The sequence below is a fragment of the Flavobacterium tructae genome, from assembly GCF_002217475.1.
Classification (GTDB): domain Bacteria; phylum Bacteroidota; class Bacteroidia; order Flavobacteriales; family Flavobacteriaceae; genus Flavobacterium; species Flavobacterium tructae.
The window spans coordinates 1-20,929 of the sequence record NZ_MUHH01000031.1 but is presented as its reverse complement, the minus strand read 5'-3'; the positions used below and the strand labels follow the sequence as shown (position 1 = coordinate 20,929).

At 35.4% G+C, this 20,929-nt stretch carries 24 protein-coding genes and 1 tRNA gene; 10 read left to right on the top strand and 15 right to left on the bottom strand.

Translation table 11 applies throughout. The features are described from left to right. Positions 1 to 90 precede the first annotated feature (90 nt). The 4 genes from B0A80_RS13890 to B0A80_RS13875 all read left to right on the top strand — a co-directional run bounded on the left by B0A80_RS13890 (position 91) and on the right by B0A80_RS13875 (position 3,146). Positions 91 to 618 (top strand): methyltransferase, encoded by a 528-nt coding sequence (locus B0A80_RS13890; RefSeq protein WP_017495092.1) that lies wholly within the window; start codon positions 91 to 93, stop codon positions 616 to 618. 92 nt (positions 619 to 710) lie between these two features. Beyond that, on the top strand, positions 711 to 1,565 hold the full coding sequence (locus B0A80_RS13885; RefSeq protein WP_089077700.1) for a glycosyltransferase: 855 nt from the start codon (positions 711 to 713) through the stop codon (positions 1,563 to 1,565). Between the two features lie 73 nt (positions 1,566 to 1,638). Then, complete coding sequence (locus tag B0A80_RS13880) at positions 1,639 to 2,388, top strand: MlaE family ABC transporter permease (RefSeq protein ID WP_017495094.1); 750 nt, start codon at positions 1,639 to 1,641, stop codon at positions 2,386 to 2,388. Beyond that, a complete protein-coding gene (locus B0A80_RS13875; protein ID WP_017495095.1) occupies positions 2,385 to 3,146 on the top strand; it encodes an ABC transporter ATP-binding protein in 762 nt (253 codons plus the stop codon). The genes B0A80_RS13880 and B0A80_RS13875 overlap by 4 nt, the downstream gene beginning before the upstream one ends. A gap of 101 nt (positions 3,147 to 3,247) precedes the next feature. Here the strand turns inward: B0A80_RS13875 and B0A80_RS13870 are convergent, their stop codons facing one another. The 12 genes from B0A80_RS13870 to B0A80_RS13815 form a co-directional block, all read right to left on the bottom strand. Continuing rightward, positions 3,248 to 3,844, bottom strand: coding sequence for a SprT-like domain-containing protein (locus B0A80_RS13870; RefSeq protein ID WP_017498766.1), 597 nt, complete (start codon positions 3,842 to 3,844; stop codon positions 3,248 to 3,250). A gap of 72 nt (positions 3,845 to 3,916) precedes the next feature. After that, positions 3,917 to 4,594, bottom strand: a complete 678-nt coding sequence (locus B0A80_RS13865) for an SDR family NAD(P)-dependent oxidoreductase (RefSeq protein WP_089077651.1) — start codon at positions 4,592 to 4,594, stop codon at positions 3,917 to 3,919. Between the two features lie 36 nt (positions 4,595 to 4,630). Beyond that, positions 4,631 to 5,608, bottom strand: a complete 978-nt coding sequence (locus tag B0A80_RS13860) for a M20/M25/M40 family metallo-hydrolase (protein WP_089077650.1) — start codon at positions 5,606 to 5,608, stop codon at positions 4,631 to 4,633. Between the two features lie 28 nt (positions 5,609 to 5,636). Then, positions 5,637 to 6,293, bottom strand: a complete 657-nt coding sequence (locus B0A80_RS13855; protein ID WP_089077649.1) for a hypothetical protein — start codon at positions 6,291 to 6,293, stop codon at positions 5,637 to 5,639. Positions 6,294 to 6,296: 3 nt separating this feature from the next. Continuing rightward, on the bottom strand, positions 6,297 to 7,331 hold the full coding sequence (locus B0A80_RS13850) for a D-alanine--D-alanine ligase (protein WP_089077648.1): 1,035 nt from the start codon (positions 7,329 to 7,331) through the stop codon (positions 6,297 to 6,299). A 10-nt stretch (positions 7,332 to 7,341) separates the two neighbouring features. Then, on the bottom strand, positions 7,342 to 8,052 hold the full coding sequence (locus B0A80_RS13845) for an NRDE family protein (protein WP_070907934.1): 711 nt from the start codon (positions 8,050 to 8,052) through the stop codon (positions 7,342 to 7,344). Beyond that, complete coding sequence (locus B0A80_RS13840; RefSeq protein ID WP_017498772.1) at positions 8,040 to 8,528, bottom strand: hypothetical protein; 489 nt, start codon at positions 8,526 to 8,528, stop codon at positions 8,040 to 8,042. Before B0A80_RS13840 ends, B0A80_RS13845 begins: the two co-directional genes overlap by 13 nt. A 2-nt stretch (positions 8,529 to 8,530) precedes the next feature. Continuing rightward, complete coding sequence (locus B0A80_RS13835) at positions 8,531 to 8,920, bottom strand: DoxX family membrane protein (protein ID WP_089077647.1); 390 nt, start codon at positions 8,918 to 8,920, stop codon at positions 8,531 to 8,533. Between the two features lie 4 nt (positions 8,921 to 8,924). Next, positions 8,925 to 9,383, bottom strand: a complete 459-nt coding sequence (locus B0A80_RS13830) for a YHS domain-containing (seleno)protein (RefSeq protein ID WP_089077646.1) — start codon at positions 9,381 to 9,383, stop codon at positions 8,925 to 8,927. Positions 9,384 to 9,389: 6 nt separating this feature from the next. Next, on the bottom strand, positions 9,390 to 9,986 hold the full coding sequence (locus B0A80_RS13825) for a peroxiredoxin-like family protein (protein ID WP_089077645.1): 597 nt from the start codon (positions 9,984 to 9,986) through the stop codon (positions 9,390 to 9,392). Positions 9,987 to 10,078: 92 nt separating this feature from the next. Beyond that, positions 10,079 to 10,756 (bottom strand): Crp/Fnr family transcriptional regulator, encoded by a 678-nt coding sequence (locus B0A80_RS13820; protein WP_070907939.1) that lies wholly within the window; start codon positions 10,754 to 10,756, stop codon positions 10,079 to 10,081. 104 nt (positions 10,757 to 10,860) lie between these two features. Further along, positions 10,861 to 12,003: an acyl-CoA dehydrogenase gene (locus tag B0A80_RS13815; protein ID WP_026110222.1), complete on the bottom strand. Its 1,143-nt coding sequence runs from the start codon at positions 12,001 to 12,003 to the stop codon at positions 10,861 to 10,863. Between the two features lie 491 nt (positions 12,004 to 12,494). On the opposite strand from B0A80_RS13815, the gene B0A80_RS13810 reads away from it, so the two are divergent. From B0A80_RS13810 to B0A80_RS13800, 3 genes are all read left to right on the top strand, one after another. Beyond that, on the top strand, positions 12,495 to 13,070 hold the full coding sequence (locus tag B0A80_RS13810; RefSeq protein WP_017498778.1) for a chalcone isomerase family protein: 576 nt from the start codon (positions 12,495 to 12,497) through the stop codon (positions 13,068 to 13,070). Between the two features lie 143 nt (positions 13,071 to 13,213). Next, on the top strand, positions 13,214 to 14,440 hold the full coding sequence (locus B0A80_RS13805; protein WP_089077644.1) for a Glu/Leu/Phe/Val dehydrogenase dimerization domain-containing protein: 1,227 nt from the start codon (positions 13,214 to 13,216) through the stop codon (positions 14,438 to 14,440). 241 nt (positions 14,441 to 14,681) lie between these two features. Further along, positions 14,682 to 15,578: a hypothetical protein gene (locus tag B0A80_RS13800; protein ID WP_070907941.1), complete on the top strand. Its 897-nt coding sequence runs from the start codon at positions 14,682 to 14,684 to the stop codon at positions 15,576 to 15,578. A gap of 138 nt (positions 15,579 to 15,716) precedes the next feature. Here B0A80_RS13800 and B0A80_RS13795 read toward each other — a convergent pair whose 3' ends face one another. Both B0A80_RS13795 and B0A80_RS13790 read right to left on the bottom strand, forming a co-directional pair. Further along, positions 15,717 to 16,112, bottom strand: coding sequence for an ExbD/TolR family protein (locus tag B0A80_RS13795; RefSeq protein ID WP_026110223.1), 396 nt, complete (start codon positions 16,110 to 16,112; stop codon positions 15,717 to 15,719). A gap of 3 nt (positions 16,113 to 16,115) precedes the next feature. After that, on the bottom strand, positions 16,116 to 16,808 hold the full coding sequence (locus B0A80_RS13790) for a MotA/TolQ/ExbB proton channel family protein (protein WP_017498783.1): 693 nt from the start codon (positions 16,806 to 16,808) through the stop codon (positions 16,116 to 16,118). 131 nt (positions 16,809 to 16,939) lie between these two features. Between B0A80_RS13790 and B0A80_RS13785 the strand changes: the two genes are divergently transcribed. Then, complete coding sequence (locus B0A80_RS13785) at positions 16,940 to 18,166, top strand: bifunctional folylpolyglutamate synthase/dihydrofolate synthase (protein ID WP_089077643.1); 1,227 nt, start codon at positions 16,940 to 16,942, stop codon at positions 18,164 to 18,166. 177 nt (positions 18,167 to 18,343) lie between these two features. Next, positions 18,344 to 18,418: transfer RNA gene (locus B0A80_RS13780), tRNA-Val, on the top strand. 63 nt (positions 18,419 to 18,481) lie between these two features. Here B0A80_RS13780 and B0A80_RS13775 read toward each other — a convergent pair. Continuing rightward, positions 18,482 to 19,711: an aminotransferase class V-fold PLP-dependent enzyme gene (locus tag B0A80_RS13775; protein ID WP_089077642.1), complete on the bottom strand. Its 1,230-nt coding sequence runs from the start codon at positions 19,709 to 19,711 to the stop codon at positions 18,482 to 18,484. A 121-nt stretch (positions 19,712 to 19,832) separates the two neighbouring features. On the opposite strand from B0A80_RS13775, the gene B0A80_RS13770 reads away from it, so the two are divergent. Further along, positions 19,833 to 20,294, top strand: coding sequence for an Lrp/AsnC family transcriptional regulator (locus tag B0A80_RS13770; RefSeq protein WP_070907944.1), 462 nt, complete (start codon positions 19,833 to 19,835; stop codon positions 20,292 to 20,294). Positions 20,295 to 20,929 lie beyond the last annotated feature (635 nt).

The following is a 20,929-nucleotide window of genomic DNA, read 5'->3' as shown; positions in this document are numbered from 1 at the left end:
CCGTAACCTATGGTGCGGACTTTTTTTAGTATATTTGCGACCTAATTATAAAATCAAGAACGAGAAATTGTTTCGTTCCTCGCAATGACTATGTACGAAAAAACGTTTCCCAATAAAAGATTCAAACTTACTTTAGAATTTTTACAAAAACACGTTAAAACATCAGAGACTATTTTTGATTTTGGTGTACCAAATCCATTCTCTAAGATAATGGAAGAAAATGGTTATACTGTAAAAAATACAAAAGGCGAAGATCTGGACAACGATCAAACAGCTTTACAAACAGAAGAATATAGTGTTTTTACCGCTTTTGAAATTTTCGAACATTTGCTAAATCCCTACACCATTCTGCAAAATGTAAAATGTGATAAATTGTTAATATCAATTCCATTACGTTTATGGTTTTCATCTGCATATCGTTCTAAAACTGATATGTGGGACAGACATTATCATGAATTCGAAGACTGGCAATTGGACTGGCTTTTAGAAAAAACAGGCTGGAAAATTACCGATCGTCAAAAATTTACACATCCGGTAAAAAAGTTTGGTTTCAGACCTTTATTGAGATATTTTACTCCACGATATTATATTGTTGTGGCGGAAAAAATAAAAGCCTAAAGTCAAATTCCAATAAAAAAAATCCAAATTCCAATTAAGCCCGGTTTGATTGGAATTTGGAATTTAAAGAATTGGGATTTAAATTGAAAATTATGAAGTATTACATCGTCATCCCGGCTCACAACGAACAAGATTTAATTGGCTTGACCTTACAGTCTTTGGTTTCACAAACTGTTTTACCATCAAAAGTTGTTGTGGTAAATGACAATTCAACAGATCGAACAGAAGAAATTGTACTGGGTTTTGCAAAAGAAAACCCTTTTATTTCTGTTGTAAACAAAACATCAGATGCCATTCATATGCCGGGAAGTAAAGTCATTCAGGCGTTTCAGAAAGGCTTAGAAACTTTGGATTCCGACTATGATATTATGGTAAAAATAGACGGTGATCTTATTTTCCCTTCCAATTATTTCGAAACTATTATCGCACATTTTCAATCTGATTCAAAAGTAGGAATGGCGGGAGGTTTTTGTTATATTGAAAAAAATGGAGACTGGGTTTTAGAAAACCTTACCGATAAAGATCATATCCGCGGAGCACTCAAAGCCTATCGCAAAGAAACATTTCAGCAAATTGGCGGTTTAAAACCGGCTATGGGCTGGGACACTGTAGACGAACTTCTTTGTAAATACTACGGATGGAAAATTGTTACCGACGCTTCTTTACACGTAAAACATCTGAAACCAACTGGTGCCAACTATAACAAAACGGCCCGATACAAACAAGGCGAAGCGTTTTATACTTTAGGATATGGCTTCTGGATTACTGCAATTGCATCGGCTAAATTGGCGATGATGAAGAAAAAACCATTTCTCTTTTTGGATTATATCCGTGGATTCTGGAAAGCAAAAAAAGCAAAAACGCCATTACTCGTTACTCCCGAACAAGCTAAATTTATTAGAAATTATCGTTTGCAGAAAATGAAACAGAAGTTTTTTAAATCTTAAAAAAATTAAAAAACTGTAAACTGAAACTATAAACTGTAAACTAATCCTTAATTTAGCCAATATTTGTAAAACTATGATGCTAATTCGTTACTTATCCCAGGTTGGGAAATATTTTTTAATGCTGAAAGAGATTTTCAATAAACAGACTAAATGGCCTGTTATGCGACAATTAATTTTTAAAGAAATTGATGATTTGATTATTGACTCTCTTGGTATCGTTTGCTTTATCTCTTTCTTTGTTGGAGGTGTTGTTGCGATTCAAACGGCTTTAAACTTAACTAATCCTTTAATCCCAAAATATTTAATCGGTTTTGCTACACGTCAATCTGTGATTTTGGAGTTTGCTCCTACTTTTATTTCGGTAATTATGGCCGGAAAAATGGGATCTTTTATTACTTCAAGCATCGGAACTATGCGCGTTACAGAGCAAATCGATGCCTTGGAAGTTATGGGGGTAAACTCTCTTAACTATCTTGTTTTCCCTAAAATTATTGCTTTACTATTGTATCCTTTTGTGATTGGAATCAGTATGTTCCTGGGAATTTTTGGTGGATGGCTTGCTGGTGTTTACGGAGGTTTTACGAGCAGCAGTGACTTTATTATTGGAGCCCAAATAGAATTCATTCCTTTTCACATCGTTTATGCTTTTATTAAAACTCTAATATTTGCTATGCTTTTAGCTACTATTCCATCTTTTCACGGTTATTACATGAAAGGTGGTGCACTAGAGGTAGGTAAGGCCAGTACAGTATCGTTTGTTTGGACTTCGGTTTCAATCATTCTTTTTAATTATATACTAACACAATTGTTACTAGGATCATGATAGAAGTAAAAAATTTAGAAAAATCATTTGGCGACAGCAAAGTTCTAAAAGGTGTTTCGACAGTTTTTGAAACTGGAAAAACGAACTTAATTATTGGACAAAGTGGATCCGGAAAGACTGTTTTATTAAAAAGCCTGCTAGGAATTCATACTCCCGATAATGGAACTATTGAATTTGATGGCCGTGTTTATTCAGAACTGGATCCGGATGAAAAAAGAGAATTAAGAACCGAAATCGGAATGGTTTTTCAGGGAAGTGCTTTGTTTGATTCGATGACTGTTGAAGAAAATGTCGCTTTCCCACTAAAAATGTTCACAAACGATAACAAGGCTAAAGTCAAAGAACGTGTTGATTTTGTTCTGGAAAGAGTAAACTTAATTGATGCCCATAAAAAATTACCTTCTGAAATTTCGGGAGGAATGCAAAAGCGTGTTGCAATTGCACGTGCAATTGTAAACAATCCAAAGTACTTATTTTGCGATGAACCTAACTCAGGTCTGGACCCAAATACCTCTACTCTGATTGATAATCTGATCAAGGAAATTACAGAAGAGTACAACATTACTACGGTTATTAACACTCACGATATGAACTCGGTGATGGAAATTGGTGAGAATATCGTATTCCTGAAAAAAGGAGTTAAAGCGTGGCAGGGAACTAAAGAAGAAATCTTCAGAACGGATAATGAAGCCATTGTAAAATTCGTTTATTCTTCTAATCTGTTTAAAAAAGTTCGAGAGGCATATTTGAAAGGATAAGATTTTAAAATTTCAAATTCCGCTGGGAAACTCAATAAAAAAAATCCAAATTCCAATACTTATGCAGTTGGAATTTGGATTTTTTTTATTGGAATTTTCTTTTATTGGATTATCTCCACTTCGGCATTTGGATTGAACAGATACGTTTTTCCTGAGCTAATTTCGATACATTCAAAACGTTTGGTTCTAACGGCCAATTTCTTGAATGTTTTACCATTTTTAATCCTGAATACACTTCCATAGGGGATTTCAAAAATATAGTTCTTATCGTTGTGCGCATCGTATTGTTTTAAGGCCAAAGACAAGGTCGTATCGGTATCACTACTTGCTGAAGGGTTCTTAAAATGTCGGGCTAATAACGGCAATAGAGTACTTGGGAAAATCTCAGGACGAATAAAAGGAACCATCATTCTTTGAAAGGTAAACTTCCATTCATTTCCATGAGGTTTAATATTTCTGCCAAACTTTTCGAACGCCACTAAATGCGAAATTTCATGAATCAGCGTGATCAGAAAACGATATTTATTTAAACTTGCATTCACCGTAATTTCATGTTTGCCACTAGGCCCTCTTCTGTAATCTCCATGACGCGTCTGACGCTCATTCACGATTTTCAGATGAACCTGATTGGCAACAATCAAATCAAAAACAGGCCTTACAGCATGTTCCGGTATATATTTTGCAAGGGTCTCGTTCACTATAAGTTAAATGTTATTTGTAAAAAGGGCTTCGACTTCGCTCGGCCCGACATATATGTTTGGAATTTTAGCTTATGGATTCGTGGACGAAACTTCTAAAACCTTTCCGTTAAAATATTTATTTCCGTTAAGCGTAAAATCATAAATATACGTTGCCATTCCTTCGGCGGATATTGGTGCCTGATAACCGGGGAAAGCTTCATTTAGCATTTCAGTCTGAACGGAACCCAGTGCCAAAACATTAAATGAGATTCCTTTTTCTTTATATTCTTCCGCCAGCAATTCGGTTAAAGTAATTACAGCTCCTTTACTGGAACTATAAGCCGCTAAACCTGCAAATTTCAAACTTCCTCTTACGCCGCCCATAGAACTGATTGTAACCACATGGCTTCCGCTTTGAAGATAAGGAAGACAAATACGAGTTAAGTTGGCAACCGCAAAAACATTCACTTTATAAATACTTTCAAAATCGGACTGAGTGGTTTCTGCAAAAGGTTTTAACAACAATGCACCTGCATTATGAACCACTGCATCCACTTTCTTCCAGGCAGACGAAAGAAATTGATCTACTTCTTGTAAAGCCGCTTCATCTGACAGATCTACTGACAAACAGCTAATGTTTTGATGCTCCAAAAGTGCCTGAGGTGTTTTTCTTGAAATTGCCAAAACCTGATGACCTGCATTGGCAAACTGCAATGCCAATTCGTAACCAATTCCACGACTGGTTCCGGTAACAATAATATTTTTCATAAAGCAAAAATAAGCAAATCGAATAAAAGGACAGTATTATTTATTCATCGTAATTTCCTCTGTGGGTGTGATTGCAATTTTGGTCACTGCCGGCAGAAACTCCTGAATAAAAGAAGTCATATGTGAAATATCCATTACTTTAAATTCGTCTGAAACATGATGGTAAAAGTCGAAGTTTTCGAAGTCGAAAGTACTTATAGACTGACATGGTTTTTTGAATGCCTCATAAAAAGAATAATTATCCGATCGGTAAAACAATTTGTACTCTGCTTCTTTCGGTAAAAAACCAATAGTCTTTTTACCCGTGTATTCGTTTATTTTCGCAGCCATATTGGTTTTGTCAAAACCGGTAATATAGGCCAGATAATCACGTTTCATAGGTACACCAATCATTTCGATATTCAATTGTGTGTATAAATTAAAATTTTGCTTTTTAAGTTTTTGCACGAGGCTTTTGGAACCTAACAATCCTTTTTCTTCTCCGGCAAAAAACACAACAAGAATACTGCGTTTGTTTGATTTTGTTTCGCTAAAATACTTTGCCATCTCTGCAACTGCTGTAACTCCGGACGCATCATCATTCGCTCCGTTAAAAACAACATCTGCCTGTTGTTTTTTCTCTAATCCGATGTGATCGTAATGCGCACTTAAGACCACGAATTCTTTTTTCAGCGCAGGATCGGTTCCTTCTATCACTCCCACAATATTATAGGCTGGTGTTTTAAAGTTCGTCAACGTGTCTTTATAGGCAGTAAAATAAGGTTCCACATGGTTCTTCTTTAAAAAATTCTCTAAAAAAGCGGCAGCCTTTTCGATACCTTTTGTGCCTGTTTCACGACCTTCCATCTCATCGGAAGACAATTCTTTCAAAAAATCTGAAACTTCAGATTCTTTTACTTTATAGGCAACTTCAATAGGTTTTGAAACAGCTGTTGAAGATGTAGTGTTCACTGTAACAGGGTTTGATTTACAGGCCAGAAAAACAAAAGGAAGTAGAATATAAAGTTTTTTCATAAAGAATGATTTAATTGCGCTTCAGGGGCTAAACCTCTAAAGCGGTCGATTTAAAATATTTTTTATACACTTTAAATACCTGAATACTCCCTAAGACCATAAAAAATATCGGAATAAAAACAGGCATCACGTACCTTGATAATGGATTACTTTTTTCAAAAATAGTCTGTAAAACCACAATCAGGCTTAACATCCCGAAAAAAATACCAATCAAAGTTCCTGCAATATAATAATATTTTAACTTTTTTTCTACGACAATATACTTTCCGCTAAGCAAATACAGATTCCAGCTCGTCCAGAAAGGCAGCTGTAAAAAATTGAAACAATTTAAAATCATTCCGATAACAAATGGCGAATACCCTAAATACTCCATTAATTTATCGTTTGATTTTTCGGCTTGATGAAACCCGTAATAAAAGAGAAAAGCCAGAACAAACATAAATCCGATAGCAAAAAAATCAATTAGCTTCATTAATTTTTTATTATCGATTAGTTCTCTGGCAAAAAGTAAAGTAAAATAAATAACGAAACTTTCGACAAAAATGACTCCGAACAGAAAGAAAACCAAATTAAAAAGTCCTGATTTCGAATAAATCTCCAAACCTACTACGTTCAAATATCCTAACGGGATCGATCCGATGAAGCTCACCAAAAATCCAATTGAGACATTCTTTAACCTTTTCATTTTTTAAAAATTTATAATCTTACTGTTCTGAGCCAAATGCAATTTATATTCCCGGATTCCAACTTTATAATTCAGGTATGGCACTCCCTTTTTATGATTCGCAGCACTGATCTCATACATATAAGTGATGTGTCTTGCCAATTCTTTCCAGGCAAACCAAACAGAATGTTTAGGATCATAAATATGTGTTGGTTCACTGGCTGCCCCGTTAAGCTCTACAACCTGAAACTTTTCTCCACGTTCTAATTCTTCGAAAGTGTTGTACATAATATCAAAACGCCCAAAATAAAATTCCGGAACCTCTTTAGCAATTTTATCAATCATTGCGGTTAACTTTGGTGTGATCCAATCGCTTCCATCTAAAAATTTTGCACCACGGGCATGATTCCCGAAAGGAACCAAATTTACTCTTTCACCATATTTCAAAACCTGATGCAGTTGATCTCCGTATTCCTCTCTTAAAACATCAAGCTGCAATTGAAATCTTGGCGTTTTACAGATTAACCCTTCAATAGTTGAGATTCCGTCACCGGTAACAATTAAAAATTCTTTCGAAACAATTCCGGTAATTTTGCCTTCTTTTTGGTGTGGATGACGCACGTAAAAAATACCAACTTCATTTTTAAATGGAATCAAATTCTGCAATAAAAAATCAAAATTTGCTTTTCCGGCATATTCACTCAACTCAAAAACATTTCTTATTTTTTTTACACCAGACCCCCTTAAACCGATATCAGGTTTAGCGATTAAAGGAAAATAAATTCTGTTTTCGACTATTTTTTCTGCAATCTTATTTAGATCCGTATTCTCTTTGATCAAAATAGTATTGGGATAACATTCTCTGGGAAGCAAATCATAAATTTGTTTTTTACTTTCCATTATAAACCCGCCGTTTTTTATCTTCGGATTAGACGCATTAAAGAAGAATACTGATCTTGCTTTGATCGCATAATAGGCCCAAAGAAAATAAATAGGAACGTACAGCACTTTAAAAGGCCAGTACTCCCAATTGGTTACTTTATGAAAAAATAGTTTCATCTTTACTACATTAAATACTTATAAAAGAAGTCGAGAACTCCTTTGTTTTAATTAAATCGCAATACTTCATAGTCCCTTTATTCTGCTTGATTACCACCTGAGTTATGCTAAGTGTTTTCAAAACATTTTCTCTATTAATAACCAATCCGTTTTCAGAATCATCATTTTGAGTGTTTTTATGAAAATCTAACATATCGGTAGAGAAGATTTCATCCTTACCCTCTAAAAATTCAAAAAACCAATTGGAGCGTTTCTTTCTGATCTCCGGAGGATATAAAGTAACCGATGACCAGATGTGATTCTTTGAACTCTCCAACAGTGTCTTAATTTTTACCAGACCATCCCAAATCAGTTCGTACAATTCTTCATTTTGATACAAAACCAATGTAAAAGGTTCGATATCTTCCAGATTAATTTCATCCCAGAAATCCTTGGGTGACGAACTCGAAATCATATCGAGAGCAATCAGTCCCCTGCTTTTTCTATACAAAAATGAAATCCGATGCTTCTCTGTACCTCCATTCAAAAGTACCAGCACAGTTCCGTTTTTATCTACGGCAAACCACGTCCCTCCCGCTTTTGAATCTTTTGGGTACATCACATTTTTACCATTATGACAATAGTTTCTGGGTGCAATGGCTTCCGGACGGATTACTTTTTCATCCCGATTTGAAGTAATCATTACCACTCCGTTATGGTTGACGAAACTTACTGTACACATTGTTTTCTGTATTCTATGGTGGAACGGGCCACACCAAAATTCTCATGAATCAAAACATCTTTAAACGGCATAACGGCCACTTTGATCAAAGCCTGATGGTGGATGCAATGCTCCAGATTGTATAACAATTCTCTGTAATAATTGCTTTGAATTCGAAGGGCAAGCCCGTCTATTACCTGTTCTAAATAAATGGTTTTGTTCTCACTTTTCAGATTTGCTTTTATTCCGGTTATAAGTTCTTTTGCAAATGCCGTTTCCGTTTGCATTCGAATATTTCTCTCGCGGTTATCGTAATTTACAACTCCTGAATTGTAACCCTTTTCCAGACCTATAAACATTTCCAGAATGTGTCGCAAATGCTCGCCAATTGTTGCATTGTTGAGAGCAGGGCAAGGTCTTGCATAATCTGCATCTGTCAATTGACCTAACAGATCATCGAGTTCATCTAAACTGTGGCGTATTGATTTTAGTAACATGGCTATTTTAAATTTAGAAGATTAAACAATTTACTTTTATTGAAATAAAGTAATCCTAAACAACATAATAAGGTGATAAGGGCCAGTAAAAAAAGTAAGCCCCCATCATTCTGAACTGAAATTCCCAAAACAAATAAATGAGATAGAATAGCACCCGCCATTACTCCACATCCGCCCAAAGCTCCAATCCATGTTGTTTTTGGAATTAAAATTAAAATCGCAACAACCAATTCGGCTATTCCTGATCCAATTCTTCCGTATGGTTCAATTCCTAAAGTCGAGAAAATATAAATGCTTTCTTCTGCTCCGCTGAATTTAAAAAATAAGGTTTCCAACAAAATTCCGGCTGCTATAATCCTTAAAGCCCAGACTATTTTTTCTGATTTTTCCATCTTATTACCTGTTTATTTTTTTCCAGTTCTCGTCGGCTTGCGTTTTCAGATTAGTCTGATTTTTATTCCAGCTTTTCAAAGTATTATTAAAATAGGCATTGTAAAATAAATAGAGTTTACCGTCGATAATTTTAAAAGTTTCCGGATTTATTTCCACTTTCTCTCCGGAACTTCCCAGAGCATAGGCACACCAGCCTCCGTATTGCGGTTCATATTTTGAGGGATTTTTTAAAAATTCCTGTTTATTTTCGTTGGAAGAAAATTTATAAATTACTCCCTGATAAGAAACTGATAATTCATTCTTCCCTTTAATCGCTTTTCCCGGACTAAAATAGGCCACAGGATCGTAGCCCTGAATGGCTACTTTATTTTCCAGATTGTACTGACTTATCCTTTTCGCATCATTCTGAGCAAATGAAATACCCGAAACCAAAATCAATACAAAAAATAACAGCTTTTTCATCTTGTTTTATTTTAGGTTTTTTAATACTGAAACGAGTAATTCAGTCGAAATGCGATGCTTAAAGTCAGGAGCAATATACTCGAACGCAATCTCACCATTTGGATTCACAACAAAAACTGACGGAACCGGTAAGAAACTTTTATTGACTCCTTTAGAATGTACGTTAATTACTGATTTATAGTTTTCAGGAGCTTCGTAAGCAATTCCAATCGCTTTGGAAAATTCTCCTTCAGAGTCAGAAAGCAAAGTATATTTTACTTTATCTTTTTCTTCTGTAATTTTTAAATTCTCCGGAGCATCTGGACTTATTGCAATAATCTGGTATCCAAGATCCAGAATTTGTTTCTCTGCTTCAGCTAACGCCTGAAGATGCATATTGCAATAAGGACACCAGCCGCCGCGATAGAAAACTAAAACCGTTTTTTTCTTTTCAAGCAAATCAGAGATTTTTACCGCTGCATTTTCAACTGACTTTAATGTGGTATTTGGAATTTTCTCTCCTATTAATAAAGGAGCAATATCGGTCGCCATTTTAGGAAGCGAACTTTGCGCAGTAGCAACAGTACATAAGGCTACTAAAGCAATAAAAAATAATTTTTTCATAATTTTTAACTTTACATCTTAATTTGATAATGTAAAATTACGGTAGTATGAAAAAGGCAAATGTCGGCTAATTTACACTTAGCGTAAAATAGTTAGATTTTGGTAATATCAACAATAACAATCTCTTTTCTATTGTAATGTATCAGTTCATTCGTTTCCATCTCGTTCAGCAATTGGGTTGCCGTTTGTCTTGAAGTACAAATAATTTGTGCAATATCATTCTGTGTCAAATAGTTTTCCATCGTTACCGAATTCCCTTCCGCTACTCCTTCCTTATCTGCCCAGTCTTTAAGAAACTGATACAATCTGGTTTTTGCATCTTTAGAAACTAAATTGGCATAACTATTTTTAATACGTTTCATTTTCAAACCAACAAATTTGGTATACGAAAGTGCGAGCGTTGGATTTCTCAGTAATAAATCTTCGAAATCTGACATCAGGAAGCTGCAAATCGCAACATCATCCGAAAGTACTTTTGCATATTCTTCATTTTTGGCGTCCGTTTCCAAAGTTAATTCGCCAAACAAATCCCCTTTCTGAATGATGTCTTTTATGGTTTCATTACCTTCTTCATCAATAGATACGATTTTAATATTTCCTTTTTTGAGTAAAAATATGCGGGGTAAATCTGAAGTAGAAAAATAAATAATTTCTCCTTTTGACGCTTTTTTAAAACCTGTGATAATACACAATTGTTTGATCTGTGAGTAACTCAAAGTTCTAAACAATTTATGGTCTCGTAAATACCAGTATTTTAAATCTTCGTACATAAAAAGTTTATTTCTGTAAATATAACGAAATTAAAATCCAAACAAAAACCCTTTCAGACATTGGGCAGCCTGAAAGGGTTTAATTTTATAAGTTTCGAAGAGATTTATCCTGCAATAACAGCTCTTGAAATTACAATTTTCTGAATTTCTGAAGTTCCTTCGTAAATCTGAGTAATTTTTGCATCACGCATTAAACGCTCTACATGGTACTCTTTTACGTAACCGTTACCTCCATGAATCTGAACCGCTTCAACGGCAGTATCCATTGCTACTTGCGAAGCAAACAATTTTGCCATCGCACCACTTACATCATAATTTTTATGTTGGTCTTTATCCCAAGCTGCTTTCATACACAAATGACGTGCTGCTTCAATATTAACCGCCATATCTGCCAATTTAAAAGCAATGGCCTGATGGTTACAGATTTCAGTTCCGAAAGCTTTACGCTCTTTAGAATATTTCAAAGCCAGTTCATAAGCTCCTGAAGCAATTCCTAAAGCCTGAGAAGCAATTCCGATACGACCTCCGGCAAGCGTTTTCATGGCAAATTTAAATCCGAAACCATCTTCTCCAATTCTGTTTTCTTTAGGAACTTTTACATCACTAAACATTAAAGAGTGCGTATCAGAACCACGGATTCCCATTTTTTGCTCTTTTGGTCCAATAGAAAAGCCCGGCATGTCTTTCGTCATGATCAAAGCGTTGATTCCTTTGTGTCTTTTCTCCGGATCCGTTTGTGCAATCACTAAATAAACAGATGCTGTATTTCCATTGGTAATCCAGTTTTTCGTTCCGTTTACCAAATAATGATCTCCCATATCAACTGCAGTTGTTTTTTGAGAAGTAGCATCACTACCCGCCTCAGGCTCACTCAAACAAAATGCTCCGTGAATCTCTCCCGATGCTAAACCCGGTAAGTACTTTTGTTTTTGTTCTTCAGTTCCAAATTCCTGCAGTCCCCAACAAACTAATGAGTTGTTTACGGACATCACTACAGAAGCTGATGCGTCTACTTTTGAAATTTCTTCCATCGCAATTACATAAGAAATTGCATCCAGTCCGCTTCCTCCGTATTTAGGATCAACCATCATTCCAAGGAATCCTAATTGCCCCATTTTTTTTATTTGTTCTGTCGGAAAAATTTGTTTTTCGTCACGTTCAATAACTCCCGGCAGCAATTCGTTTTGAGCAAAATCTCTTGCAGCTTGTTGAATCATTAAATGTTCTTCGGTAAGATTAAAATCCATAGTTATCCTGTTTTATTTTTCTCATCTCAACTCCATTTAAAATATCGAAATTAAGATGACGGTTATTTTTGTTTTGTTTTTTTGAATTGCTTTTTTTGTAAAAAGGCTCCCAAAGATAAATTTTAAAAGTGAGTTTAACAATGCGCGCATATAAATTTACTAGATCGGCAATAATTACGATAACGTTTTCGTTATAATCTTAAAAATTTAGCGTAACACGCATCAAATTTGCAATCATTACTCTAAAAAACAAGAATAAAATACAGGATCAAAAAAGTCCGATCGCTAAAATTTTAGTAAAGTTTAGTTATCCAAAAGATTAAACAATTCTTAAAATATACGGCTTCCCGTAAAACAACTCTTACTAATTTGATTACTAATCTTATACAAACAAAAAAAGCAAAATTGAGTCAAAAAAAACATATTTAAGAACGCTATAAAATTGATAAATTAACATTATTTTTGCTCAATAATTATAATTTCCATAAAACATGAAAAAAAGTTTACTTCTACTTACATTCCTTTTTAGTATACAATTCTCAACCGTTTCAGCCCAGACTCAGCTTGATGTGAATGGCGTAACAGTTCCAAGAAAAATTGAATTTCAGGGCAAAACTTTACAGCTTAACGGTGCTGGAGGCCGATCAAAAATGTGGTTGGAAGTTTATGTTCAGGCCTTATATTTATCGCAGCTAAGTCAGGATCCACAATTTATTATTGACAGCGATACCGAAATGGCAATCCGAATTGAAATTACTTCTTCAATGGTTTCTTCAAGCAAACTGACGAAAGCGATGAATGCCGGTTTTGAAAAATCTGCGTCAAGCAATCTTAATCAATTGCGTCCCCGAATCGAAGAATTTAAAACTTTTTTAAGTGACATGATTACTGAAAAAGATGTGTTTGTTCTTGCTTATAATCCGCTTGACCAAACCATCAATGTATACAAAAATGAAGTTTTAAAAGGAAAAATTCCAGGATTTGATTTCAAAAAAGCATTATTCGGAATCTGGCTTTCAGACAAACCTGTTGATGAGACATTAAAAAAACACTTATTAGGAATATAATTTGTTAGATTTATAAAATTCAAAAGCCGAAAACGTATTGTTTTCGGCTTTCTTTTTTCTCTTCCATAAAATTTTGACACGAGATACATTATTCGCATTATTCTATTTTATACTTTTACACAAACTAAACATATCTCAACAAAATGAAAGATTTATTACAGCAATTTGAAAATAAAGCACCTGAAATTGTTTTTAACTGGAAAGATTCCGAAACAGAAGCCGAAGGATGGACTGTTATCAACTCACTGCGCGGTGGAGCTGCGGGTGGAGGAACAAGAATGAGAAAAGGCTTAGATATGAATGAAGTTTTATCGTTGGCCAAAACTATGGAAGTTAAATTTTCTGTTTCAGGACCAGCCATTGGAGGTGCCAAATCAGGAATAAATTTTGACCCAAATGATCCACGTAAAAAAGGAGTATTACAACGTTGGTACAAAGCCGTTTCTCCTTTATTAAAAAGTTACTACGGAACCGGAGGAGATTTAAATGTAGATGAAATTCACGAAGTAATTCCAATGACCGAAGAATGTGGTGTATGGCATCCGCAAGAAGGTGTTTTCAACGGACACTTCAAACCTACCGAAGCAGATAAAATTAATAGAATCGGACAATTGCGTCAGGGTGTTATCAAAGTAATCGAAAACCCAAAGTTCTCTCCTGATGTAACCCGAAAATATACGGTTGCCGACATGATTACCGGTTATGGTGTTGCCGAAGCGGCTCGTCATTTCTATGCCATTTACGGTGGAGACATCAAAGGTAAAAAAGCAATTGTTCAGGGATTTGGAAATGTAGGTTCAGCTGCCGCTTTCTATTTGGCTGAAATGGGTGCTAAAGTAATCGGAATTATTGACCGTGACGGAGGATTAATTAAAGAAGAAGGTTTTTCATTTGAAGAAATCAGAACTTTGTTTTTAAATAAAGACGGAAACAAATTAGTTGCCGATAACATGATCCCATTTGACGAAATCAACACTAAAATCTGGACAATTGGTGCCGAAATCTTCACTCCTTGTGCGGCTTCAAGATTGGTAACTCAGGCGCAAATCGATAACTTAATCGCAAATGGATTAGAAGTTATTTCATGTGGAGCAAACGTACCTTTTGCTGATAAAGAAATTTTCTTCGGTTCTATCATGGAAGAAGTGGATAGCAAAGTAAGTTTGATTCCTGATTTCATTTCAAACTGTGGAATGGCAAGAGTTTTTGCTTATTTCATGGAGAAAAAAGTTCAGATGACGGACGAAGATATTTTCAATGATACTTCAGAAATTATAAAAAATGCGATTGTTAAAGCCCACACTTTAAATCCATCCAAAACAAATATCAGTGCAACTGCTTTTGAAATTGCATTGAAACAACTAGTATAATTTTTTTATACTTTATCAAAACGGGCCGGATGAACATCTGGTCCGTTTTTTTTTATGTTTCACACTGATTCAGCTGATCCTTTTGATTCCGCTTCCCCATTAATTACAAAACCTGTGCAAATCGGCTAAATCGGCGTGCAAAAAACAGTAAGGCACAAAATCACCTACTCTTCTATTCTAAACAATTTTTACTACTTTTAAGCGTTTTTTATATAATACAATTTCAAAATTCAGAATAAAAATGAGTTCCATTTCTTCAGATCAAAAGAAATCCTTACTACTCACTACTGTTATCTATGCAGTACTTATTGCGTTGTTATTTCTTATACGCTTTTGGCCTCCTTACAATCCGGAGAACAATGTTGCTTTGGCTTCTGGCGGAGGTGGCGGAGGTGTTACGGTAAATTTTGGAGACAGCGATTTAGGCTCGGGAGCAAATTATAAAAGTGAAGTTTTAAATGTAAAAAACGAAGCCCGACAAACTCCGGCAAAAGCAACACCGGACGAAGCAATTTTAACTCAGGAAAATACCACAACCGACGAAAGTGTTGCAATTCCAACAAAAGAAAAACCAAAAAAAGCAACACCCGTTGTAAAACCGGAAGCAAAACCGATTCCTGAAAAACCAAAAGTTTCCAATTCTACAAACGATGCCTTATCAAGCATTTTAAAAGGATCCAATAAAGGTGGTGATGGCGACGATAAAGCAGCTGGAAACAAAGGAAAAGCGAACGGCAGTCTAAGTTCGAACGGATATTATGGAACGGGAGGTTCCGGAGGAGGAACTGGCGGTGGCAACGGAACCGGCAATGGAATTGGTACCGGAAGCGGTTATGGTCCCGGAAGTGGCGGCGGCTCCGGTGGAGGATCTGGATATTCGCTAAACGGACGCAAAGCACTGTCTAAACCGGCACCAAAATACACCTGCAATGAAGAAGGAAAAGTAGTGGTAGAAGTTACCGTAGACCAAAATGGAAAAACCATTAGCGCAACTGCGGGAATAAAAGGAACAACTAATACCGCAAGCTGTTTACTGGAGCAGGCAAAAATAGCGGCATTGAACACAAAATGGTCAGCAGACGACAAAGCAGCCGCAAAACAGGTTGGAAAAATAATTTACAATTTCAGTCTGGATTAAACACAAATTACACAGATTTACACTAAAATCTTTTTCCATAAAAAAGGCTTTCAGAATTTCCTGAAAGCCTTTTTTATTTTCATCAATTAGTTTGTACTTTTTTCCTCCAATCCAAGAGGACAAAGCTATGTGTTTATGTTACTTCGGACTGGTAGCAATTACAAACTTTAAATTATTCTTCACTCCTATTTGCAACACATCAACTAGATCCTGAACCTGAAGATTAAACGGAATTCGAACCACCACGGTTTGCTGTTTGTCAGCTCCAATTTTCGACATTAAAGTGGTTTCCAAAGCATCAAATTCAACAGGTACTTTGTCGATATAGAACTTTTTGTCTTCGGTAACAGACAAACTAATTAATTGTTTATTTGTTTTTTCATTGGCTTTCGCTTTCGGCAATGTCATTTTAATCACATTAGGATTCGCAAGTGTTGATATAATAAGGAAAAACAACAACAGGAAAAACATAATATCACTTAATGACGATGTCGCCACTTCAGCATGAAACCTTCTTTTTCTCTTAATAGACATACCTTATGCTCTTTGAATTATATTGACAAATTCTAATATTTGTTTCTGAATCTTCAACGCAAAATCATCAATTTTTCCATTCAGTAAATGATAAGCACTATAGGCAATAATCCCCACAATTAATCCGGAACCCGAGCTGATCATTTTCTCATACAATCCTCCCGAGATATTTCCAATACTAATATTTTCAGTAACCGAAATACTGTAGAAAATCTTAATTACACCCGAAATAGTTCCAATAAAACCAAGTGTTGGAGCAATCCCTGCAATAAGCCCCAGATGTCCCAAATTTCTTTCCATTTCACCAATTTCAATATCAGCGGCACGATCCATGTTTGATTCAATCTCAGCAATTGGCCTTCCAATAACCAGCACACCTTCTTTCAGAATATTTCCTGCTGCTGTATCACTTCTTTCCACAATAGTCCTGGCTAATTCAATATTTCCGGCATTTAATTTATCTCCCACATCCTGTATCAATCGGGAATCGATTCTTGATGCTTTTTTGATATATAAGTAACGTTCAAAAATGATATAAATAGTATAAAATAATAATAGTGCAATCGGAATTAAGAAAACTCCCCCTTTCATAATAAACCCAAACATTGAAATTTCATTTTCAGGTGCAATCTTTTCGATAACTACGTTTGAGGCATTTGCAATGGTATCAGCTTGTAATTGAATGTAGCTAAACATATATTAATTCTTGTTTTTAATAATTAATTCTAAAAAATATTTGAAATTTGCAATAAAGATAATTTTCACTCCCTTATAAAACTAAAAAAAATGAAAATTATTTCAATTCGAAACTATTTTAACTCAATTCAATGAACTATCAGGAAACCACAAACTGGATGTTTAATCAACTTCCAATGTACCAACTTCAGGGAGCTTCGGCATACAAAGAAGATTTGACTAATATTAAGTTGTTGGCTGCACATCTTGGCAACCCTCAGGATCAGTTAAAATGCATCCACGTTGCCGGAACCAATGGCAAAGGATCGACCTCGCACATGCTGGCTTCAGTTTTACAGGAAGCCGGATATAAAGTAGGATTGTATACCTCTCCGCACCTTAAAGATTTTAGGGAACGAATTAAAATTAATGGCCAGGAAATCTCCGAAGATTTTGTTTGTCAATTCGTAGCCAAACACAAAAACTTTTTTGAAGCTAATGATATGAGTTTTTTCGAAATGTCTGTTGGACTAGCCTTCGATTACTTCGCTTCAGAGAAAACTGATATTGCTATTATTGAAGTTGGTCTTGGCGGAAGACTCGATGCAACCAACATAATCACACCATTAGTATCGGTTATTACCAACATCGATTTAGACCATACTCAGTTTTTAGGAAATACCCCGGCAGCAATTGCTGGTGAAAAAGCCGGAATCATAAAACCAAATGTTCCTGTTGTCATTGGAGAATACACCTTTGAGACTCAACCTGTATTCTTAGCCAAAGCAAAATTAAATGAAGCTTCCATTTATTTTGCTTCCGATTTAATCACAGAAGTTTTTCCTTCCGATCTAATTGGGGATTATCAGTTTCACAATAAAAAAACGGTACAGCAGACAATCCACATTTTAAATTCTCAAAATGAGTTTAAAATCTCAGACGAAAATCTAAAAAACGGTTTATTATATGTTGTAAAAAATACCGGTTTACAAGGCAGATGGCAGCAATTGGGAGAAAACCCAAAGATTATCTGTGATACCGCCCACAACCAGCACGGACTGGCTGTTGTAATGAAACAAATCCAAAAAGAGAGTTTCGAAAATTTACATATTGTTCTGGGAGTTGTAAACGACAAAGATCTCGACTCTATTTTACCTCTTTTTCCTAAAAATGCACAATACTATTTTTGCAGCCCAAATTCGTCCAGAGGTCTAAAGACAGAAATTTTAAATGAAGCCGCTAAAAAGTACCATTTAATAGGGAAAAATTACGACTCAGTAGAACATGCTTTTGCTGCAGCCAGAAAAAATGCTTCAAAAAATGATTTTATTTACGTTGGCGGGAGCACTTTTGTAGTCGCTGAATTGCCTCTTGCCTAAACAAAAGTCCCAAGAGCAAAAAAGTTGCAAAAAACCAATTTAATAACAAATTCATAAACAGCGAGATATAAATCATTTTTAAAAAAGTTTTATTTTTTATTCGATTTTCTTTGCAGAACTCAAAAACTAGCGTATATTTGCACTCGCAATCACAAACGATAGCAACCTAGTAAAATAGGGCGATTAGCTCAGCTGGTTCAGAGCACCTCGTTTACACCGAGGGGGTCGGGGGTTCGAACCCCTCATCGCCCACAAAAAACTCCTTAAGAAATTAAGGAGTTTTTTTTTGCTATTTATCACGACGACTTAGCAATATTAAATAGACACAATTTCCTTAACCGCTTCAATAAACAAATCAATTTCATCGAAAGTATTATAATAATGAGGAGATGCTCTCACTGCCCATTTCACTCCCTTTTCATCAAAATCAATAACAGCGAAATTTCTAAAACTCGGAACCACATTTATTTTTCTCTTCAGTAACTCATCAACAATATATTTTGGTTGAGAATCCTCGACAAAAAATGTCACCAAGCCCCCAAGCTCAGGTCCTTTATCCAAAACCCTAACTTTAGAAATTTTAGCCAGTTCGTCTCTCATATATTTTGACAACAACTGTATTTGCCTCCAAATTCTATCCTCCCCAATACTTAAACAATATTCAATAGCAGCTTTACTTCCCAAAACAAGAGCATAAGCAAATTCCCAATCTTCAAAACGTTTAGCATCCGGCTGTTGTTTATATTCATCTTTTTCAATCCAATCAGCACCTCTCATATCAATAAACAAAGGCTCGAGTCCAGACTCAAGAACCTTGTCTGAAACATACAGAAACCCCGTGCCACGTGGACCTCTCAAAAATTTCCTGATCGTAATACTTAAAAAATCACATTTCAATTCCTCAACATCCAACTTCATTTGTCCCGCCGATTGACAAGCATCCAGAATATACCAGGTTTTATCAGCATGTTCTTTTCTATAACGATTGTATATTTCACCTATACTTTTAACAGGCTGAACCAAACCGGAATTGGTTGGAATATGCGTTATAGCCAGTAACCTTGGCTGAAGAGAAAATAATTTTTCCTCGAGATCTTTTAGATCAACACCTCCGGCCTCAGCATTCTTTATTCTTACTATTTTAATTCCAAATCGTTTTTGACATGAAATAAACTGAATTTGATTCGAAATAAAATCATCATTATCAGTCAAAATTACATCATCCCTCAAAAACGGGATAGAAGACAACGCACGGGTATAAGAATCCGTAGCACTCGCCGTAAAAGCAATATTCGAGGGATCACAATTAACTAATTTTCCAGCCTGAGCGTAAAATTCCCTTATTACATCTACCTTCAAAGCCGCAGCCTCATACCCCCCAATTTCAGATTCCAACTTTATATGTTCCAAAATAGACCGAGTTACCACATCAGGCATTAGACCTGCGCCTGCATTGTTAAGATGGTTTACATTTTTACACCCAATTGTTTCACTTCTAAATTTTTCGATTTCTTCTTCAGAAAAAACACTTTCATTTCTTTTCATTACTCTTCTTTTATGTTAAATATTACAACACAAAACTACTTATACCTTCCTGCTTTATTTCAGCAAATAAATACTACAAATAACTAATTTAACCTAAATTTACTTGAAAATCAGGTAAAAAATGCAAGCACTCGACGAATACGACAAAAAAATTTTACAGTACATTCAAAAAAACAATAGATTGACTGCGCAAGAACTTGGCGACTTAGTAAATTTAAGCAGTTCAGCCGTACAAAGAAGATTAGCAAGATTAAGAGAAAATAAAATAATAGAGGCCGATATATCAATAATTGCACCAAGCACTATTGGCTTAACGATTACTTGCATAGTGGACATCATTCTAGCGGACGGAAATTCAAAAGCTTTAGAAAAATTCAAGGATTCTATGCGGAAATGCCACGAAGTGATGCAATGTTATTTTGTCACCGGTACCTATGATTTTGTTATTATTGTAAACACAAAAGACATGCAGCATTACGAATCTTTTGCTAAAAAATGGCTAATGGACGATCCGAATGTTAAACATTTCTACACTCATGTAATAATGGACAAGGTAAAAGTTGGCTACGATGTAGCAATTTAACCCTATACTCCTTTCCATAAAAATCACTTCAAAACAGGAGATTTAAATCGCTTTTCTCATCTAAAACAAACAAGAACCTCACTCTCCGGATAAAACTAAAAAGAAAGCACTAAAAACACTTAAAAAAACATCTCAACTATGCATTTTCCCTATACGGTTGCATATTCATCTTTTCGTGTTAGCTAATTATTATGGCATTCCCCTTTGGGTCGGGCTGTCCGCTAAATCTTTTGCGACAGAAGTTTCAGGGAATTTTAAAAGTATGGGCATCGCAAAAGGATATCACTTCCATCCCTAACGCAGTCTGTGATAAAAAGAATATTCAAAGAAAAAAGGACTAAAGTTTTTAACCGCAAAGTCCGCAAAGGTATACGCGAAGCACGCAAGGAAAAAGGGCTGAAAGCCCGAAAAGCAGAGAGCATAGTGCAAAGCACTATGTATAAAGCAAAATAAACAGCAAACATCGCCCTGAAAGAGCAAAAGCAATTTTCACTCCTGTAAATCAAAAAAAATCCGTTCTGATCCGCGTTTTCGCCAGGCGAATCCGTATCATCCGTGTACTTTTTTTTTTAACCGCAGAGATTTATACAAAAAGCGTAAGAATTTAAAAAACGCTATAAAACAAAAAACCCTAT

Excerpts from the sequence above, each read along its gene's own strand:
- B0A80_RS13890 (WP_017495092.1), top strand. The coding sequence starts at position 91 with ATGTACGAAAAAACGTTTCCCAATAAAAGATTCAAACTTACTTTAGAA.
- B0A80_RS13885 (WP_089077700.1), top strand. The coding sequence starts at position 711 with ATGAAGTATTACATCGTCATCCCGGCTCACAACGAACAAGATTTAATT.
- B0A80_RS13880 (WP_017495094.1), top strand. The coding sequence starts at position 1,639 with ATGATGCTAATTCGTTACTTATCCCAGGTTGGGAAATATTTTTTAATG.
- B0A80_RS13875 (WP_017495095.1), top strand. The coding sequence starts at position 2,385 with ATGATAGAAGTAAAAAATTTAGAAAAATCATTTGGCGACAGCAAAGTT.
- B0A80_RS13865 (WP_089077651.1), bottom strand. The coding sequence starts at position 4,594 with ATGAAAAATATTATTGTTACCGGAACCAGTCGTGGAATTGGTTACGAA.
- B0A80_RS13860 (WP_089077650.1), bottom strand. The coding sequence starts at position 5,608 with ATGAAAAAACTTTATATTCTACTTCCTTTTGTTTTTCTGGCCTGTAAA.
- B0A80_RS13855 (WP_089077649.1), bottom strand. The coding sequence starts at position 6,293 with ATGAAAAGGTTAAAGAATGTCTCAATTGGATTTTTGGTGAGCTTCATC.
- B0A80_RS13850 (WP_089077648.1), bottom strand. The coding sequence starts at position 7,331 with ATGAAACTATTTTTTCATAAAGTAACCAATTGGGAGTACTGGCCTTTT.
- B0A80_RS13845 (WP_070907934.1), bottom strand. The coding sequence starts at position 8,052 with ATGTGTACAGTAAGTTTCGTCAACCATAACGGAGTGGTAATGATTACT.
- B0A80_RS13840 (WP_017498772.1), bottom strand. The coding sequence starts at position 8,528 with ATGTTACTAAAATCAATACGCCACAGTTTAGATGAACTCGATGATCTG.
- B0A80_RS13835 (WP_089077647.1), bottom strand. The coding sequence starts at position 8,920 with ATGGAAAAATCAGAAAAAATAGTCTGGGCTTTAAGGATTATAGCAGCC.
- B0A80_RS13830 (WP_089077646.1), bottom strand. The coding sequence starts at position 9,383 with ATGAAAAAGCTGTTATTTTTTGTATTGATTTTGGTTTCGGGTATTTCA.
- B0A80_RS13825 (WP_089077645.1), bottom strand. The coding sequence starts at position 9,986 with ATGAAAAAATTATTTTTTATTGCTTTAGTAGCCTTATGTACTGTTGCT.
- B0A80_RS13820 (WP_070907939.1), bottom strand. The coding sequence starts at position 10,756 with ATGTACGAAGATTTAAAATACTGGTATTTACGAGACCATAAATTGTTT.
- B0A80_RS13815 (WP_026110222.1), bottom strand. The coding sequence starts at position 12,003 with ATGGATTTTAATCTTACCGAAGAACATTTAATGATTCAACAAGCTGCA.
- B0A80_RS13810 (WP_017498778.1), top strand. The coding sequence starts at position 12,495 with ATGAAAAAAAGTTTACTTCTACTTACATTCCTTTTTAGTATACAATTC.
- B0A80_RS13805 (WP_089077644.1), top strand. The coding sequence starts at position 13,214 with ATGAAAGATTTATTACAGCAATTTGAAAATAAAGCACCTGAAATTGTT.
- B0A80_RS13800 (WP_070907941.1), top strand. The coding sequence starts at position 14,682 with ATGAGTTCCATTTCTTCAGATCAAAAGAAATCCTTACTACTCACTACT.
- B0A80_RS13795 (WP_026110223.1), bottom strand. The coding sequence starts at position 16,112 with ATGTCTATTAAGAGAAAAAGAAGGTTTCATGCTGAAGTGGCGACATCG.
- B0A80_RS13790 (WP_017498783.1), bottom strand. The coding sequence starts at position 16,808 with ATGTTTAGCTACATTCAATTACAAGCTGATACCATTGCAAATGCCTCA.
- B0A80_RS13785 (WP_089077643.1), top strand. The coding sequence starts at position 16,940 with ATGAACTATCAGGAAACCACAAACTGGATGTTTAATCAACTTCCAATG.
- B0A80_RS13775 (WP_089077642.1), bottom strand. The coding sequence starts at position 19,711 with ATGAAAAGAAATGAAAGTGTTTTTTCTGAAGAAGAAATCGAAAAATTT.
- B0A80_RS13770 (WP_070907944.1), top strand. The coding sequence starts at position 19,833 with ATGCAAGCACTCGACGAATACGACAAAAAAATTTTACAGTACATTCAA.